This is a genomic window from Micromonospora sp. C28ISP2-4, assembly GCF_030519385.1.
GTDB classification, from domain to species: domain Bacteria; phylum Actinomycetota; class Actinomycetes; order Mycobacteriales; family Micromonosporaceae; genus Micromonospora; species Micromonospora tulbaghiae.
The window spans coordinates 493,465-507,999 of the sequence record NZ_JAUMKG010000003.1 but is presented as its reverse complement, the minus strand read 5'-3'; the positions used below and the strand labels follow the sequence as shown (position 1 = coordinate 507,999).

Below are 14,535 nucleotides of genomic sequence, written 5' to 3'. Positions count from 1 at the left end.
CCCCCTGAAGATCGGAAAGGCCCGCGTCATCATGACGCGGGCCTTTCCGGCAGGCGAGGATCAGGTGGGGTCGGCCACCGGGGCGGCCGGGCCGGCGGTGCCGGCGTGCGGGCCGGCCGGCGCCTTCGGCTTGGCGTCGATGCCGGCCTCGGCGCGCTGCTGCCCGGTGATCGGGGTGGGCGCACCGGTCAGCGGGTCGAACCCGCCCCGCGTCTTCGGGAACGCGATCACCTCACGGATCGAGTCCGCGCCGGCCAGCAGCATGCAGACCCGGTCCCAGCCGAACGCGATGCCGCCGTGCGGCGGGGCGCCGTACTTGAACGCCTCCAGCAGGAAGCCGAACTTGTCCTGCGCCTCGTCGGCGGTGATGCCGAGCAGGTCGAACACCCGCTGCTGCACGTCGCCCCGGTGGATACGGATCGAGCCGCCGCCGATCTCGTTGCCGTTGCAGACGATGTCGTACGCGTAGGCGAGCGCCCGGTCCGGCGCGGACTCGAACCGGTCCACCCAGTCGGCGTTCGGCGAGGTGAACGGGTGGTGCACGGCGGTCCAGCCGCCCGCTCCGCCGTTCTCCTGGTCGGAGGTCCGCTCGAACATCGGCGCGTCGACCACCCAGCAGAACGCCCAGGCGCTCTCGTCGATCAGCTTCGCCCGCTTGGCGATTTCGATCCGGGCCGCGCCGAGCAGCTCCTGCGCCTCGCGGGTGTTCGTGCTCGCGGCGAAGAAGATCGCGTCGCCGGGCTTCGCGCCGACCGCGTCGGCCAGGCCGGACAGGTGCGCCTCGGACAGGTTCTTCGCCACCGGGCCGCGCGGCTCGCCGGTCTCGGCGTCCAGCACCACGTACGCCAGGCCGCGCGCGCCGCGCGCCTTGGCCCAGTCCTGCCAGCCGTCCAGCTCCTTGCGGGTCTGCGACGCGCCGCCGGGCATGACCACCGCGCCGACGTAGCCGCCCGCGTCGATCGCGCCGGCGAACACCCGGAACTCGGTGCCGCGCAGGTAGTCGGTCAGCTCGGTCAGCTCCACGCCGTAGCGCAGGTCCGGCTTGTCCGAGCCGTACCGGGACATGGCGTCGTGCCAGGTGATGCGCGGGATCGGCCGGGCGATCTCGTAGCCGGCGAGGTCCTTCCACAGCGCCGAGACGATCGCCTCGCCCAGATCGATCACGTCGTCCTCGGTGACGAACGACATCTCGATGTCGAGCTGGGTGAACTCGGGCTGCCGGTCGGCGCGGAAGTCCTCGTCGCGGTAGCAGCGGGCGATCTGGTAGTACCGCTCCATGCCGCCGACCATGAGCAGCTGCTTGAACAGCTGCGGCGACTGCGGCAGCGCGTACCAGCTACCGGGCTGCAGGCGCACCGGCACCAGGAAGTCGCGGGCGCCCTCCGGGGTGGAGCGGGTCAGCGTCGGCGTCTCGATCTCCAGGAAGTCCCGCTCGTGCAGCACGCCGCGGGCGATCTGGTTGGCCCGCGAGCGCAGCCGCATCGCCTTGGCCGGGCCGCCCCGGCGCAGGTCCAGGTAGCGGTACTTGAGCCGGATGTCGTCGCCGGCCTCGATCTGGTCGTCCACCGGCAGCGGCAGCGGCGCGGCCTCGGAGAGCACCTCCAGCTCGGACGCGGTCACCTCGATCTCGCCGGTGGGCAGGTCCGGGTTCTCGTTGCCCTCCGGGCGGCGGGTCACCTCGCCGGTGACCTTGACGCAGAACTCGTTGCGCAGCGCGTGCGCGTCCTCCTCGCGGAAGACCACCTGCACCACGCCGGAGGCGTCACGCAGGTCGACGAAGATGACACCGCCGTGGTCGCGCCGGCGGGCCACCCACCCGGCGAGCGTCACCGTCGAGCCGGCGTCCGCGGCGCGCAGGCTTCCGGCATTGTGGGTACGGATCACGGCTGGCGTCTCCTCAATCTGGTCCACTCACTGCTCCCCCGCATTCTGTCAGGGCGGGCGGGCCCGCTCCCCGGCACCCGTCGAGCCGGGCCGCCGCGGGGCGTGACCAAAGCGCGGTGCGGGCCGGGTCCGGCGGTTCACCGTGGCCGGGTGCGTGCCGTACCGAGCTGGGCCGTGGCCACCGCGGCCGCCGCGCCCGCACTGCTGGTGGCGGGCTGGACGGTGGCCGGCGCCCGCGGGTGGCAGCGCTCGCGGTGACGCTCTGGCCGCTTGTCGCGGTGCTGTCCGCGCGGCGGGCCCACCGGCACTGGACGGTCCGGCCGTCGGACCCGCCCCGGCCGGGCGGCCCGCCGATCGGTCCGGGCCGCCTCGGAGCAGGCGCCTGACCGGGTACGCGGAACGGGCCGCCGGTCGCCCGGCGGCCCGTTCGTGGAGTACGCGGATCAGAAGACGCTCACGCCGTAGCGGCTGAGCGCCTCGGTGACCGGCTGGAAGTAGGTAGTGCCGCCGGAGGAGCAGTTGCCGCTGCCGCCGGAGGTGAGGCCCAGCGCGGTGGTGCCGCTGAACAGCGAGCCACCGCTGTCGCCCGGCTCGGCGCAGACGTTGGTGCGGATGAGGCCGGAGACGCTGCCCTCGGCGTAGTTCACGGTCGCGTTGAGCGCGGTCACGCTGCCGCTGCGCAGGCCGGTGGTGCTGCCGGAACGGCGGACGGACTGGCCGACGTACGCGTTGCCGGCCGAGGTGATGTCCTGGAAGCTGCCGTTGTACAGCGAGACGTTGCCGGCCGCGTTGGCCGAGTTGCTGTGCCGGACGATGCCGTAGTCGTTGCCCGGGAAGCTGGTGCCGGTCCGGGTGCCGAGCACGGTGGTGCGGCTGGAGTTGGAGTACCAGGTCGAGCCGATGTTGGTGCAGTGGCCGGCGGTGAGGAAGTAGTACGTCGAGCCGCTGCGCACGTTGAAGCCGAGCGAGCAACGGCCGCCGCTGGCGTAGATCGCCTGGCCGCCGGAGATCCGGGTGCTCAGCACGCCGGCCTCGGCCTCGATGCGGATCGCGCCGTTGTGCCGGGCGGCGGCGGCCTTGACCCGCTCCAGCTTGGCGCCGGTGACGGTGCTGTCGACGGAGACGACGACCTGGTTCGTGGCCGGGTCGGTCCACCAGGCGGTGCCGGGGATCTTGGCGGAGCGCTCCAGCTCGCCGGCGGCGGCGTTGAGCTTGTCCGCTCCGCGGGCCACGATCTTCGGGATGGCGCCGGCGGCGCGCACCTGGCGGGCGGTCGCGGTGTCGGTCACCGTGACGACCATCTTGCCGCTGGCGTCGGCGTACGTGCCGGCCGCGCGGGCGCCGAGCTTCTCGACGAGGGTGGCGGCGGCGTCCGGCGAGAGGGCCGTGGGGGCGGCCTGCGCGGGGGCGCCGAGCAGCGAGCCGGTGACCAGGGTGCCGGCGACGGCGACTGCGGCGGCGCGGCGGAGCGTGGACCTCGTGGGTCGCATGTAACAACCTCCGAATGGGGGTGAACGGGCGCTGTCATGGGGGCGCGCCCGAGGACAACCCGGGCGACCTGGGGAAACCGCCCGGGTGCCCAAAGTATTCACACATTTAAGATCGTAAGCAAGACATGACTTTGCCCGGATTCGCACCGGCACCCGATGTAACGCGGGAGCAACAACATCGACATCATCTGTCAGACCGACTCAGGGTGTGCGGCGGCGGGCGCCCGGGCCCGGGCGGGGCAGCACGTCGCGCGCCTCGGTGATCTCGTGCCCCTCGGCGCAGCGCAACGCGACCCGGACCTCGGCGCCGCAGTCACGGTGCGCCACGCTCAGCGGGGAGCCCTCCGGGCCGGCCAGGTAGCGGTCGCCCCAGCCGAGCACCGCGACGAGCACCGGCCACAGGTCCAGCCCCATCTCGGTGAGCCGGTACTCGTGCCGCGGCCGGCTGCCCGGCTCACGGTACGGCTCCCGGCGCAGCACGCCGCGCTCGACGAGCATGGCGAGCCGGTTGGTCAGCACCTGGCGCGGGATGCCGGTGCGGACCCGCATGTCGTCGAACCGGCGTACGCCGTTGAAGACCTCGCGCAGCACGACGAGGGTCCAGCGCTCGCCGAGGATCTCCATGGCGCGCGCGATGGTGCAGTTCTCCACCGACCAGTCCAGTGCCGCGGGTCTCATGCCGACAGGCTAGGTCTGATTGACAGACTCAGCAACGCGCTGCGAGGCTGAGTCCATGACACAGACGCAGGAGCGCACCCGCACGTTCACCTGGTCCGACCCGGCGGCCGGCGCCGCGCACCTGGGCCGGCGCAGCGGCCTGGAACTGATGCAGGCGATGATCGCCGGCGAGCTGGCCGCGCCGCCGATCATGCACCTCGTCGACATGTCCCGGATGGAGGCCGAGGAGGGGCGCGTGGCTGTCGAACTGCTGCCGCAGGAGTTCCACTACAACCCGCTCGGCACCGTGCACGGCGGCGTCATCTCCACCCTGCTGGACACGGCCGCGGCGTGCGCCGTGCACACCACGTTGCCGGCCGGCGTCGGCTACACGTCGCTCGACCTCAACGTGAAGTTCCTGCGCCCGGTCACCGTCGACACCGGACTGCTGCGGTGCGAAGGCACCGTGCTCCAGCGGGGCCGCCGTACCGCCCTGGCCGAGGCCCGCCTCACGGACCCCGCCAACCGCCTGGTAGCCCACGCCACCTCAACCTGCCTCATCTTCCCCCTCCCCTGACCCCCTCCCCTCCCTCCCCGACCTCCGTCCCTCTCGACCCGGCGATCTTGCAGTTGCGGCCCTCGCTATGCCGTTTTCGCGGCATTTGCGAGGGCCGAAAGTGCAAGATCGCGGGAGCGGGGGGCGGGGAGCGGGGAGCGGGGACGGGGGCGGGAGGAGTCAGCGGGTTGCGGCTACGCGGGCGGCTCGGGCGGCTCGGCGCTCCTCGAAGCGGGACGCCTGGGTCTCCAGGGTGTCCAGGTGGGCGGCGATCTGCTCGCGGGCGGCTTCGCCGTCGGCGTTCAGGCCGGTCACGTCGAACAGGTTCCACTGCCGCAGCACCGGCATCACCACGTCGTCGCGGTGCTGGCGCAGGTCGTAGATGCCGGCCAGCGCGATCGCCACCGACTTGCGGGCGAAGCCGTCGATGCCCACGCCGGGCATCTGGAAGTCGGCAAGCACGTCGGCGACGGCGCGCATGGCCTGCGACGGCGCCAACTCGAACGCCGCGCCGAGCAGGTTGCGGTAGAAGACCATGTGCAGGTTCTCGTCGGCGGCCACCCGGGCCAGCAGCGCCTCGCACGCGGGGTCACCGGTGGCCCGACCGGTGTTGCGGTGCGAGATGCGGGTCGCGAGCTCCTGGAACGACACGTACGCCAGCGAGTGCAGCATCTCCTGGTCGTGCACGTTCTGGTAGCCCGCCGACATGTGCACCATGCGGGCCCGCTCCAGCGCCACCGGGTCCACCGCCCGGGTCACTGTGAGGTAGTCGCGGATCGCGGTGCCGTGCCGCCCCTCCTCGGCGGTCCACCGGTGCACCCAGGTGCCCCACGCGCCGTCGCGGCCGAACAGGGTGGCGATCTCGTGGTGGTACGACGGCAGGTTGTCCTCGGTGAGCAGGTTGACGATCAGCGCGGTACGGGCCACCTCGGGCAGCGTCGAGTCCTCCGGCGACCACGCCTCGCCACCCAGCGGACCGTCGAAGGTGCGGCCCTCGCTCCACGGCACGTACTCGTGCGGGAACCACTCCTTGGCCAGCGACAGGTGGCGGTCGAGGTTCTTCTCGACCACCGGCTCGAGTTCGGTGAGCAGAGCGGTCTGGCTGAGCACGGTCACGACGTTCTCCCTACGGTGGCGTAACTTACGCCACCGTAGGTCGAAACGTCTTCAGACGCCAGTGCCCGCCGGGCCGACCAGCGGCTTCAGGTCCGCCCGGGGCGGCGTCCACTCCCCCGCAGCGGCGGGCACCTGCTCGCCGGAACGGATGTCCTTGACCTCGTCGCCGTCCGCGCCGGGGAACCAGACGTACGGGATGCCGCGCCGCTCGGCGTACCGGATCTGCTTGCCGAACTTGGCCGCCGACGGGGACACCTCGGTGGGCACACCGCGCGACCGCAGCGCCGCCGCGACCGCGTCGCTGGCCGCCCGGTCCTCCTCGGCGGTGACCGCCACCAGCACGCAGGTCGGCACCGAACGGGACACCGACAGCGCCTCCCCGCCGAACAGCAGGCCGAGCAGCCGGGTCACGCCGATCGAGATGCCCACCCCGGGGAACCGCACGTTGCCCGAGCTGGCCAGATTGTCGTACCGGCCGCCGGAGCAGATCGAGCCGAACCGCTCGTAGCCGATCATCTGCGTCTCGTAGACCGTACCCGTGTAGTAGTCCAGGCCCCGCGCGATGCGCAGGTCGGCCACGCAGAGGCCGGGCGCGTGCGCGGCCGCGGTCTCCACCACGGCGGTCAACTCCGCGACGCCCTCGTCCAGCAGCGGGTCGCTCACCCCGAGGCCGCGCACCGCGTCGGCGAACGAGGCGTCCGGCGCGGAGATCTCGGCCAGCGACAGCACTGCCTTGGCCTGCGCCTCGCTCGCCCCGGCGGTGCTCGCCAGCAGCTCCGTCACCCCGGCCGGGCCGATCTTGTCCAGCTTGTCGACGGCGCGCAGCGCCGCCTCCGCGTCGGTCAGCCCGATGCCCCGGTAGAAGCCCTCGCAGATCTTGCGGTTGTTGACCTGGATGCGCACCGGCGGGATCGGCAGCGACCGCAGCGCGTCGCCGATGACCAGCGGCATCTCAGCCTCGTAGTGGGCCGGCAGCGTGTCCCGGTCGACGATGTCGATGTCGGCCTGGAGGAACTCCCGGTAGCGGCCCTCCTGCGGGCGCTCACCCCGCCACACCTTCTGGATCTGGTAGCGGCGGAACGGGAACTGGAGCTTGCCGGCGTTCTCCAGCACGTAGCGGGCGAACGGCACGGTCAGGTCGAAGTGCAGGCCGAGCGCGTCGTCACCGGCCGGGCCGTCGGTGTCGGCCTGCAACCGGCGCAGCAGGTAGACCTCCTTGGACGTCTCCCCCTTGCGCAGGAGCTGGTCCAGCGGCTCGACCGAGCGGGTCTCCAGCGGCGCGAAGCCGTACAGCTCGAACGTGGCGCGGATCCGGTCGAGCACGAACTGCTCGATCATCCGCTGCGCCGGCGTCCACTCGGGGAAGCCGGAGATGGGCGTGGGCTTGCTCATGGCGTACTCCTCGATCCCGCGCGGTGCGCGGGCGAACGTCGTGGGCCGCGGCGGTCAGAGGCCGCGGGTGGGCGCGGCCGGGCGCGCGCCGCCGGTGCCCGCCACCTCGACGAGGTACGGGTTGGTCGCGCGCTCGCGGCCGATGGTGGTCGCGGGGCCGTGGCCGGGCAGGACGACCGTGTCGTCGGCCAGCGGGAGCACCTTGTCCCGCAGGCTGGTCAGCATCCGGGGCATGCTGCCGCCCGGCAGGTCGGTGCGGCCGATCGAGCCGGCGAACAGCACGTCACCGGAGAGGCAGATCTGCTCCGCCTCCCAGGGCGAGCCGGCGCCGGGCAACCGGAACAGCACCGACCCGCCGGTATGGCCGGGGGCGTGGTCGACGGTGATCTCCAACCCGGCCAGCGACAGCGTCGCGCCGTCGGTCAGCTCGGCCACGTCGTCCGGCTCGGCGTACGGCAGCCGGCCGCCGAACAGCTGGGTCAGGTCCATCGACAGCGCCTTGCTCGGGTCGGCCAGCAGCTCCCGGTCGTCCGGGTGGACGTAGGCGGGGATGCCCCGCGCGCCGCAGACCGGGGCGACGGAGAAGGTGTGGTCCAGGTGGCCGTGGGTGAGCAGCACAGCGGCCGGGTGCAGGCGGTGCTCGGCGAGCACGGCGTCGAGCCGGTCGAGCACCCCGATGCCGGGGTCGACCACCACGCACTGCTCCCCCGGCCCGGTCGCCACCACATAGCAGTTGGTGCCGAAGGCGTCCGCGGGAAAGCCGGCCACGAGCACGTCGCTCCCCTTTCCGTCCGGTCGTCGTCCTCCTGCAGCCTAGTCGTAGCGGCCAGCGGGTTCCGTCCGCCACCGGCCCACCCACCCCGGCCCGGACGGAACCGGCGGGACCTCGTACACCACATTCACAGTCGGTACCCGTACACTCTGGCGGGCGTGTGGCGTGGCGCACCCCGATCGGAACGGCGGACGGCGCCCGGCGCCGGCGGCGATCAGGCAGAGGAAGGGGAGCGCGCGTGGCTTCCAGCAGGGACCGGCAGCGCAAACTGGCGCGCGCCAAGCTCGACCGGCAGCTCGCCCGGCGGGCGGCGGTCGCGAAGCGCCGCCGGCAGATCCGGGCCGGTGTGGGTGCCGCGGTGGTGCTCGTGCTGATCGTGGCCGGCTCCGCCTGGGCACTCGGCGCGTTCGACTCCGAGCCGGAGAAGAAGGCCGCCGAGGACGTCTGCCTGTGGACCGCGGAGGACGGCGCCGTCAACACCAACCTCAAGGACGTCGGCCAGCCGCCCACCACGGGCCTGCCGACCTCGGGCACCCGCCCGATGACGATCACCACCAACCAGGGTGGGCCGATCACCGTCGAGCTGGACCAGACCGACGCGCCGTGCGGCGCGGCGAGCCTGAGTTACCTGGCCGGCCGGTCGTTCTTCGACAACACCACCTGCCACGAGATCACCGCCGAGGGCGCGCTGCGCTGCGGTGACCCGACCGGCACCGGGCTCGGCGGCCCGACCTACTCGTTCTACGACGAGAACGTCCCGGCCGCGCCGGAGCCCAGCCCGTCGGCCTCGCCGGCGCCCGGCCAGCCGGCGACGTACCCGAAGGGCACGGTCGCCATGATCGGCAACCCGCCCGGCAGCAACAGCAGCCAGTTCCTGATCTTCTTCAAGGACGCCAGCCCGGCCAAGCCGGCCTACTCGGTGGTCGGCAAGGTCACCGGCGGGCTCGACGTGGTGGAGAAGATCGGCGCCATGCCGACGGTGGACAATGGCAACGGCGCCAAGGTCAAGCCGAAGACGCAGGTGCTGGTCCAGAGCGTCACAGTCGGCGAGCCCGGCGCGGCGCCGGCCGAAAGCCCCGCGCCCTCGCCCAGCGCCAGCGCGGGCTGACCCGACGAACCGATCCGGCGGCCCGCCGCCGGTGACCCACACGTGACCCGGCGGCGCGCGCGCCGACCCCATACGCAGCAGGTGAGGAGTGACCGTGACGTCCACCAGAGACCGCCAGCGCGCGGCGGCGCGGGCCAAGCTCGAGCGGGAGATGGCGGAACGGGCCGGCCGGGCCCGCAAGCGCCGGCAGACCCAGGCGATCGTCGGGGCCGCGGCGGTGCTGGTGCTCGTCGTGGCCGGCACGGTCTGGCTCGTCGCCGCGCTCGGCGACGACGACGAGAAGCAGGGCGGCACCGCCGCCGGGGCCGGCGCCGTCCAGTGCGCGTACACGGAGGTGCCCAAGGAGGGCCGTCCGGCGCAGATCAAGGACGTCGGCCTCCCGCCGGCCCAGCAGTCCGGCAAGGGCACCCAGACGATGACCATCGACACCAACCTGGGCCCGATCACCGCCAAGATCGACCGCGCCAAGGTGCCCTGCACCGCCGGCAGCTTCACGCACCTGGCGAGCAAGGGCTTCTTCGACAACACCAAGTGCCACCGGCTGGTCACCGAGGGCATCAAGGTGCTCCAGTGCGGCGACCCGAGCGCCACCGGCAAGGGCTGGCGGGACACCGACGGCACCGGCGGCCCGTCGTACAACCTGGCCGAGGAGAACCTGCCCACCGACAAGCGCCCGCCGTACCCGGAGGGTGTCATCGCGATGGCCAACTCCGGCCAGCCGGGCAGCACCGGCAGCCAGTTCTTCATCGTGTACGGCGACTCGCCGCTCGACCCGAACTACACCGTGCTGGGCACCATCACCGGTGGCATGGACGTGGTGAAGCAGGTCGCCGCGGCCGGTGACGACGGCGCGTTCGCCAAGCAGGCCGGCGGTGGTCACCCGAAGAAGGAGATCACCATGACCAAGGTGACGATGAGCCCGGTCGAGGGCGGCTGACCGCACCCGCACGACGACGAAGCGCCCGCCGGCTGATCGCAGCCGGCGGGCGCTTTCGCCTACGCCTGTGGCTCAGGCCCCCGAGGTGACCCGGTACGCGTCGAACACGCCGTCGACCTTCCGCACGGCGGCCAGCAGGTGGCCGAGGTGCTTCGGGTCGGCCATCTCGAAGCTGAACCGGCTCACCGCCACCCGGTCGCGGGTGGTGGTGACGGTCGCGGAGAGGATGTTCACCCGCTCCTCGGACAGCACTCGCGTCACGTCGGCGAGCAGCTTGTGCCGGTCCAGCGCCTCGACCTGGATGGCGACCAGGAACGTGGAGGCGGACGTGAGCTTCCAGCTCACCTCGACCACCCGCTCGGGCTGGGCGCGCAGGTCCTCGGCGTTGGCGCAGTCGTCCCGGTGCACGCTGACCCCGCCGGAGCGGGTGACGAACCCGAACACCGAGTCCGGCGGTACGGGCGTGCAGCAGCGGGCCAGCTTGATCCAGACGTCGCTGACACCGCGGACCACGACGCCCGGGTCGGCGCTGCTCTGCCGGCTGCGCGGCGGCCGGGTGGCGACGGCGGTCTCGGCGATGTCCTCCGCCGCGCCCTCCTCGCCGCCGTAGGAGGCCATCAGCTTCTGCACGACCGACTGCGCGGAGACCTGGCTGTCGCCGACCGCCGCGTAGAGCGAGGCCACGTCGGCCAGGTGCAGGTCCCGGGCGATCGCCATGAGCGCGTCCGAGGTGAGCATCCGCTGCAACGGCATGCCCTGCTTGCGCATCGCCTTGACGATCGCGTCCTTGCCGGCCTCGATCGCCTCCTCGCGCCGCTCCTTGTTGAAGTACTGGCGGATCTTCGTACGCGCGCGCGGGCTCTTGACGAAGCCCAGCCAGTCCTGCGTGGGGCCGGCGGTGTCGGACTTCGACGTGAAGATCTCGATCACGTCGCCGTTGGACAGCGTCGACTCCAGCGGCACCAGCTTGCCGTTGACCCGCGCCCCGATGCACTTGTGCCCGACCTCGGTGTGCACCGCGTACGCGAAGTCCACAGGCGTCGACCCGGTCGGCAGCGGGATGACGTCACCCTTCGGGGTGAAGACGTACACCTCCTGGCTGGACAGGTCGAACCGCAGCGCGTCCAGGAACTCGCTCGGGTCGGCCGCCTCGCGCTGCCAGTCCAGCAGCTGCCGCAGCCAGGTCATCTCGTCGATGTGCGCCGGCGGGCCCACCACCGGGGTGCCCTTGTGCTCCTTGTACTTCCAGTGCGCGGCGATGCCGAACTCGGCGGTGCGGTGCATCGCGTACGTGCGGATCTGCATTTCCACCGGCTTGCCGGTGGGCCCGATGACAGTCGTGTGCAACGACTGGTACATGTTGAACTTGGGCATGGCGATGTAGTCCTTGAACCGGCCCGGGACCGGCTGCCAGTTGGCGTGAATGACGCCCAGCGCCGCGTAGCAGTCCCGAACCGTGTCGACCAGGATCCGCACGCCGACCAGGTCGTAGATGTCGTTGAAGTCGCGCCCCCGCACGATCATCTTCTGGTAGATCGAGTAGAGGTGCTTCGGCCGCCCGGTCGTCTCCGCCTTGATCTTGGCGGCCTTCAGGTCGGTGGAGACCTTCTGGGTCACCTGGCGCAGCAGCGCCTCGCGCTGCGGCTGGTGCTCCCCGATCAGCCGGTTGATCTCCTCGAACCGCTTCGGGAACAGCGTGCCGAAGGCGAGATCCTCCAGCTCCCACTTGATCGTGTTCATACCGAGGCGGTGCGCCAGCGGGGCCAGGATCTCCAGCGTCTCCTTGGCCTTCTGCTCCTGCTTGGGGCGGGGCAGGAAGGTCAGGGTCCGCATGTTGTGCAGCCGGTCGGCCAGCTTGATCACCAGGACCCGCGGGTCCTTCGCCATCGCGACCACCATCTTGCGGATGGTCTCGGCCTTCGCCGCGTCGCCGAGCTTGACCTTGTCGAGCTTGGTGACGCCGTCGACGAGCAGCGCGACCTCACCGCCGAAGTCGGCGCGCATCTGGTCGAGCGTGTATTCCGTGTCCTCGATGGTGTCGTGCAGCAGCGCCGCGACCAGCGTGGTGGTGTCCATGCCCAGGTTCGCCAGGATGGTCGCCACTGCCAGCGGGTGCGTGATGTAGGGGTCGCCGGACTTGCGGTACTGCCCCGAGTGCCACCGCGCGGCCGTGTCGAAGGCGCGCTGCAGCAGCCGCGCGTCGGCCTTGGGGTGGTTCTCCCGGTGCGTAGCGATCAGCGGCTCCAGCACCTCGCTGACCTGCGAGGTCTGCCAGGGCGCGTTGAACCGGGCCAGCCGGGCGCGCACCCGCCGGCCGGTGGGTGCGTTGGAGAGCGCGAAACCGCTGCCGGGCGTGGACTCGGTGGAACCCTCGGTCGGGAACGGCACCACGACCGCCCCGCCGTCAGCCGGCGCGTCGGATGCGCCGCCGGTGGCGCCGGTCGCCCGGGCCGGCGGGTTGCCGCTGCGCTCGGTCACCGAGCCGTCCGCGTCGCCTGTCGGGTGCACCGTGCCCTCCACCGGAGGGACGACATCGTGGGACACCGGCCTCCTCACCGCTCGCCGGGATGCGCCGGCCGTCCGGCCGACGTCTGGTTCAACCGGCCCGGGGGCCGGTGTTGTTCCACGCGGTCGCCGGGGCCGGGCCCCGGCGCCTTCGCCGCCCCGGAGATCTCGGCCGGGTCGGGCAAAGGGCAATGCTACCCGTACGCAGGGTACGCCACCGCTCCCCCGGACGGTCCGCGCCGACCGGCCCGACGGGCCGGCCTGGTCAAACGGTCAACAGGGCATGCACCGGGCGCTGCGCCAGCCGCTTACGGCCTTCGAGGAAGCCCAGCTCCAGCAGCACGGTGAACCCGGCCACCGTCCCGCCGGCCCGTTCCACCAGGTCGAGCGTGGCCTCGGCGGTCCCGCCGGTGGCGAGCACGTCGTCGAGCACCAGCACCCGGTGGCCCGCGGTGAAGGCGTCCTGATGCACCTCCAGCGTCGCCTCGCCGTATTCGAGCGCGTAGGAGGCCGAGTGGGTGGCGCGGGGCAGCTTGCCGGCCTTGCGCACCGGCACCACGCCGACGCCGGTGGCGTACGCGACCGCCGCCGCCAGCACGAACCCGCGCGCCTCGATGCCGGCGACCGTGTCGAACGAGTCCCGCCCGTGGTACGCGATGATGCCGTCGATGACCGCCCGGAACGCCTCACCGTCGGCGAACAGCGGCATCAGGTCCTTGAACACGACACCCGGCTTGGGGAAGTCCGGCACGTCCAGCAACCGGCTGGCGACGAGCTGGGCGACCTCCGGGCCGCTGTCTCCGCGTACCCCTGCGGTGTGGGTCTCCGTCACGGTGCGTCCCATGTCCTCTCGAAACGACGACGGCGTCCGTCATGCCGTGACATCAGCATGACGGACGCCGTCGGACCGATTCCGTCCGGCCCTACGGTCAGCGGCGCTTGCCGCCGGGCCGGTTGCCGCCGCCCCCGGCGGGGCGGCCACCGCGGGCGCCGCTGGGGCGCTTGCCGGCGGGCCGGGCGCCCACCTTCGGTGCGGCGCCGGCCAGCGCGGCCGCCTCCGGGTCGATCGGCGCGTCGGCGGCCGGCGCGGCGGTACGCGGGCCCTTCGGCGTGATCTCGCCCCGGGCGAGCGCGGCCCGGCGGGACAGCACCCGCTTGTTGTGCGCGCTGATCCGCGGGTCCATGTTCTTCAGCAGCACCAGCAGCGGCGTGGCCAGCAGGATCGAGGTCAGGAACGCCACCGCCATACCGACGAACAGCACCAGGCCGAGGTCCTTCAGCGTGCCCGCGCCGAGCAGGCCGGCGCCGATGAAGAGCAGGCCGCCGACCGGCAGCAGCGCCACCACCGAGGTGTTCAGCGACCGCATGAGGCTCTGGTTGAGCGCCAGGTTCGACGCCTCGCCGTAGGTCATGTTGTTGTTCGCGGTGATGCCGCGGGTGTTCTCCTGCACCTTGTCGAAGACCACCACCACGTCGTAGAGCGCGAAGCCCAGGATCGTGAGGAAGCCGATGATCGTCGACGGGGTGACCTCGAAGCCGACGAGCGAGTAGATGCCCGCGGTGAGGACCAGGTTGGTCAGCAGCGAGACGATGGCGGCGACCGCCATCCGCCACTCGAAGCGCAGCACCAGGTAGATCGACACCACCGCGATGAAGATCACCAGACCGAGGAAGGCGCGCGAGGTGACCTGGCTGCCCCACGCCTCGGAGACCTGGCTGCCGCTGATCTGGTCGGCCTGGATGCCGAACTCCTGCGCCATCGCGGTCTTGGCCGCGTTGGCCTGCTCGGCGGAGAGCTGGCCGGTGCGCATCTCGTAGAACTCGCCGCTGGTGCCGCCGACCTTCTGCGCGCTGACCACCTCGACGCCCGGCGCCTCGTCGGCCAGCACCTCGTCGACGGTCCGCTCGGCCTGGTCCAGCGTGCCGACGCTGGCCGGCACCTGGAACGAGTTGCCGCCCGCGAACTCGATGCCCAGCTTGAAGCCGCTGATCGCGAAACTCAGCACGGCGATCAGCATGAGCACGCCTGCTACGCCGAACCACAGCTTGCGCCGCCCGACGATGTTGAGATCCGCCTCACCCCGGTAGAGCCGGGCGGCCAGACCGCTCTTAGCCATC

The 14,535-nt window shown here is 72.1% G+C and carries 12 protein-coding genes; 3 read left to right on the top strand and 9 right to left on the bottom strand.

Features of this window, described 5'->3' with window-relative positions; genetic code table 11:
- Positions 1-60: 60 nt before the first annotated feature.
- The 3 genes from aspS to Q3W68_RS15635 form a co-directional block, all read right to left on the bottom strand.
- A complete protein-coding gene (gene aspS / locus Q3W68_RS15645; protein ID WP_302906200.1) occupies positions 61-1,884 on the bottom strand; it encodes an aspartate--tRNA ligase in 1,824 nt (607 codons plus the stop codon).
- A 443-nt stretch (positions 1,885-2,327) separates the two neighbouring features.
- Positions 2,328-3,374, bottom strand: a complete 1,047-nt coding sequence (locus Q3W68_RS15640) for a S1 family peptidase (protein ID WP_302906111.1) — start codon at positions 3,372-3,374, stop codon at positions 2,328-2,330.
- Positions 3,375-3,575: 201 nt separating this feature from the next.
- Positions 3,576-4,052, bottom strand: coding sequence for a helix-turn-helix domain-containing protein (locus Q3W68_RS15635; protein ID WP_302906110.1), 477 nt, complete (start codon positions 4,050-4,052; stop codon positions 3,576-3,578).
- Between the two features lie 55 nt (positions 4,053-4,107).
- Here Q3W68_RS15635 and Q3W68_RS15630 point away from each other — a divergent pair, with 55 nt between their 5' ends.
- Positions 4,108-4,608, top strand: a complete 501-nt coding sequence (locus Q3W68_RS15630; RefSeq protein WP_302906109.1) for a PaaI family thioesterase — start codon at positions 4,108-4,110, stop codon at positions 4,606-4,608.
- A gap of 159 nt (positions 4,609-4,767) precedes the next feature.
- On the opposite strand, the gene Q3W68_RS15625 is transcribed toward Q3W68_RS15630, so the two are convergent.
- Genes Q3W68_RS15625 through Q3W68_RS15615 form a run of 3 tightly spaced genes read right to left on the bottom strand, consistent with a single transcriptional unit; the run spans position 4,768 to position 7,869 of the window.
- Positions 4,768-5,703 (bottom strand): acyl-ACP desaturase, encoded by a 936-nt coding sequence (locus Q3W68_RS15625; protein WP_302906108.1) that lies wholly within the window; start codon positions 5,701-5,703, stop codon positions 4,768-4,770.
- Between the two features lie 51 nt (positions 5,704-5,754).
- Positions 5,755-7,095, bottom strand: a complete 1,341-nt coding sequence (gene hisS, locus Q3W68_RS15620; protein WP_302906107.1) for a histidine--tRNA ligase — start codon at positions 7,093-7,095, stop codon at positions 5,755-5,757.
- A gap of 54 nt (positions 7,096-7,149) precedes the next feature.
- On the bottom strand, positions 7,150-7,869 hold the full coding sequence (locus Q3W68_RS15615) for an MBL fold metallo-hydrolase (protein WP_302906106.1): 720 nt from the start codon (positions 7,867-7,869) through the stop codon (positions 7,150-7,152).
- Positions 7,870-8,105: 236 nt separating this feature from the next.
- Here Q3W68_RS15615 and Q3W68_RS15610 point away from each other — a divergent pair, with 236 nt between their 5' ends.
- Together Q3W68_RS15610 and Q3W68_RS15605 are read left to right on the top strand one after the other, a co-directional pair.
- Positions 8,106-8,975, top strand: coding sequence for a peptidylprolyl isomerase (locus Q3W68_RS15610; RefSeq protein WP_302906105.1), 870 nt, complete (start codon positions 8,106-8,108; stop codon positions 8,973-8,975).
- 94 nt (positions 8,976-9,069) lie between these two features.
- A complete protein-coding gene (locus Q3W68_RS15605; protein WP_302906104.1) occupies positions 9,070-9,912 on the top strand; it encodes a peptidylprolyl isomerase in 843 nt (280 codons plus the stop codon).
- 72 nt (positions 9,913-9,984) lie between these two features.
- Here Q3W68_RS15605 and Q3W68_RS15600 read toward each other — a convergent pair whose 3' ends face one another.
- From Q3W68_RS15600 to secF, 3 genes are all read right to left on the bottom strand, one after another.
- Entirely contained in the window at positions 9,985-12,432 is a 2,448-nt protein-coding gene (locus tag Q3W68_RS15600; RefSeq protein ID WP_302906199.1) for a bifunctional (p)ppGpp synthetase/guanosine-3',5'-bis(diphosphate) 3'-pyrophosphohydrolase, read from the bottom strand.
- Positions 12,433-12,682: 250 nt separating this feature from the next.
- Positions 12,683-13,249 (bottom strand): adenine phosphoribosyltransferase, encoded by a 567-nt coding sequence (locus tag Q3W68_RS15595; protein WP_120573853.1) that lies wholly within the window; start codon positions 13,247-13,249, stop codon positions 12,683-12,685.
- Between the two features lie 97 nt (positions 13,250-13,346).
- Positions 13,347-14,534, bottom strand: a complete 1,188-nt coding sequence (gene secF / locus Q3W68_RS15590) for a protein translocase subunit SecF (RefSeq protein ID WP_302906103.1) — start codon at positions 14,532-14,534, stop codon at positions 13,347-13,349.
- Position 14,535: the final 1 nt, after the last annotated feature.